This window comes from Actinoalloteichus spitiensis RMV-1378, from assembly GCF_000239155.1.
GTDB lineage: Bacteria > Actinomycetota > Actinomycetes > Mycobacteriales > Pseudonocardiaceae > Actinoalloteichus_B > Actinoalloteichus_B spitiensis.
This window is the reverse complement of record NZ_AGVX02000816.1, coordinates 1-2,629: the sequence shown is the minus strand read 5'-3', so window position 1 is coordinate 2,629 and position 2,629 is coordinate 1. Positions and strand designations below refer to the sequence as shown.

Genomic DNA, 2,629 nt, shown 5'->3' with positions numbered 1-2,629 from the left:
GGGGACGCGTTCCGCCTGCCCGACCTCCCCCACCGCACCGCCCGCCACCCCCGCGAGGAGAAACCCGCCCCATGAGCCCGACGACCGTTCTCGACACCCGGGCGCTCAACCGCGCGACGCTGGCCAGGCAACTCCTGCTCGACCGCGCGCACCTCCCGGTTCTCGACACCGTCGCCCACCTGGGCGGGCTCCAGGCACAGGAGCCGCAGGAACCGTTCGTCGGCCTCTGGTCGCGGCTGCGCGCCTTCCGCCCGGACGCGCTCTCGGAGCTGCTGACCGGCCGCCGCGTGGTGCGGGCCCACCTGATGCGCCGCACCGTCCACCTCCTCACCGCCGAGGACGCGCTGGCCTGGCGGAGCCGCCACGACGGGATGCTGCGGCAACGGGTCCTGGGTGTCTACCGCGACGCTCTGACAGGGGTGGACCTCGACGCGCTCGCCGCGGCGGGTCGCGCGGTGCTGGCCGACGGCGAGCCACGGTCGATGTCGGAGCTGGCGCGTGCGGTGGCTGACGGCTGGCCCGGGGTCGGTCCACGGCCGTTGGGGGAGATGCTGGTCGCCGCCCTCATCCCCACGGTGCAGATACCGCCGCGCGGGCTGTGGCGGACGAAGGCGGGAGCACGGTACCGCCCGCTCGCCTCCTGGTTGGGCCGGGAGCCCGCCGAGTCACCCGCCGAGGGGGAGCCCGACGCGGTCGGCGTGGCGCTGCTGCGCCGGTACCTCGCCGCGTTCGGGCCGGCCGCCTCGGCCGACCTGCGGGCCTGGTGCGGCCTGGCCGGCCTGCCCGCGGCGGTGGCGGCGGTCCGCGAGGAACTGGTCTCCTTCCGCGACGAACGCGGGCGCGAACTGCTCGACCTGCCCGACGCACCACGCCCCGACCCCGACACGCCCGCGCCGGTCCGGTTCCTCCCCGCGTTCGACAACGCGGTCCTCGGCTACCACGACCGGAGCCGGATCATCGACACCGCACACCGTGGCCTGTCCGTGACCGGAGCCCGCGTCGTCCTGGTGGACGGGCGCGTCCACGCGACGTGGACCGTCGACTCCGGAACCGTGGTCGTCACCCCGCTGGCCCCCCTGTCCGTGGCCGACCGCGACGCCGTCGTCGAGGAGGGCCGCGCGCTGGCCTCCTTCCTGTCCGACCACGACAGCGGCGACGTGCGGATCTCCCGCCCTCCCGCCTGAGGCGCCGCCAGGCCGTGCGACCACCGGGCCGGGGAGGGCGGGGGTGGTCGGCGAAGGGCGGTGATCCCGTGCGCCGTCCAGCACGGAGCCGGTGGGGTACCGATACTGGCTGCGACCGGACGGCACCGGCCCCGTCATCCTGAGGTGACGGCGTGCGGGACGCACTCGCGAAAGGAACACCACCGATGACGTTCCCGATTCTCGAAGGCAAGGTCGCGATCGTGACTGGTGCGGCCATGGGCATGGGCGAAGCGACCGCCACGCTCTTCGCCGAGGCAGGAGCCCGGGTCGTGGTCGCCGACCTGAACGAGGAGCGGGGCAGGGCCGTGGCCGCCGACATCGAGTCGGCGGGCGGCAGCGCCCTGTTCCACCAGGTCAACGTCGCGGTGAGCGACCAGGTTCAAGCTCTGGTCGCCGCGACGGTCGAGCGGTACGGGCGGCTGGACGTCGCCGTGAACAACGCCGCCGTGGCCCCCGACGACCGGCCGGTCTCCGACTTCGACGAGCAGTACTGGGACCGGGTGCTGGCGGTGGACCTCAAGGGGACGGCGCTGTCGATGAAGTGGGAACTCCGCCAGCTCCTCCGCCAGGGGGAGGGCGGGTCCATCATCAACATCTCCTCGGTCAGCGGTTTCCGCCCCCAACCCCACAACGCCGCCTACGTGGCCGCGAAACACGGCGTCAACGGGCTCACCAAGACGGCGGCGTTGGAGAACGGCGCGCATGGCATCCGGGTGAACGCGGTCGCGCCAGGAGCGATCGATACTCCCATGCTGCGCGGCGCCCTGGAGCAGCTCGGCCTCACCGAGGAGCAGTACGCACCCCAGCTGAGCCTGTTGGGCCGCTTCGGCCAGCCCCGCGAGGTGGCCCAGGCCAGCCTCTGGCTGGCCTCCGACCTCTCGTCCTACGTGACCGGGTCGGTGATCCACGCCGACGCCGGGTACACCAGCCGCTGACCGCCAGCCCACCACGCGGCAGGTTCGGCTCCCGGTCGGACGTCGGACTCGCGGGCGGGCCAGGACGTGATCGCCCCGGCCCTCCGCGTTCTGGTCGCGTCTCGTTCTGGCCGGGAACCACGCCAGCGCCGGGCGGGAGCGGACGGCGACGGTCCGGTCAGGACGTCGTCGTTCCCTGCCCTAGGTCCGGAGAGACCGGGAGGGGCGTCGCGGCAGGGTGGAAGGACATCAGGTGCCCGGCCGGTTCAGCCGGTGGCCGGGGCGCGAGTTCTGCCGCGATCTGGTCGACGCGGCTCCACCGTCGGCGCCGGCCGGTCGCCCCTCCCCCGCTGGTGACCACGGAAGGACACGGCACGTCGCCGCTGATCGCCACGGCCGGGCAGCGCGAGGCCTGCTCTCACGGGGCCGGTCGGGTGTCCTCGGGCGAGCCCGGAGCCGCGCGTCCCGTGGCCGGTCGGGTTCCCTCGGCGACGCAGCCGAGGACCACTC

Annotated in this window: 2 protein-coding genes; both read left to right on the top strand. The window is 74.2% G+C overall.

The genetic code is table 11. The features are described 5' to 3' along the window. The first annotated feature begins 71 nt into the window (after positions 1 to 71). Positions 72 to 1,184: a winged helix DNA-binding domain-containing protein gene (locus tag ACTIDRAF_RS0225640; RefSeq protein WP_016701501.1), complete on the top strand. Its 1,113-nt coding sequence runs from the start codon at positions 72 to 74 to the stop codon at positions 1,182 to 1,184. A 185-nt stretch (positions 1,185 to 1,369) separates the two neighbouring features. Then, positions 1,370 to 2,140 carry an SDR family NAD(P)-dependent oxidoreductase gene (locus ACTIDRAF_RS0225635; RefSeq protein ID WP_016701500.1) on the top strand — a complete coding sequence of 257 codons (771 nt, stop codon included), beginning with the start codon at positions 1,370 to 1,372 and terminating at the stop codon, positions 2,138 to 2,140. Positions 2,141 to 2,629 lie beyond the last annotated feature (489 nt).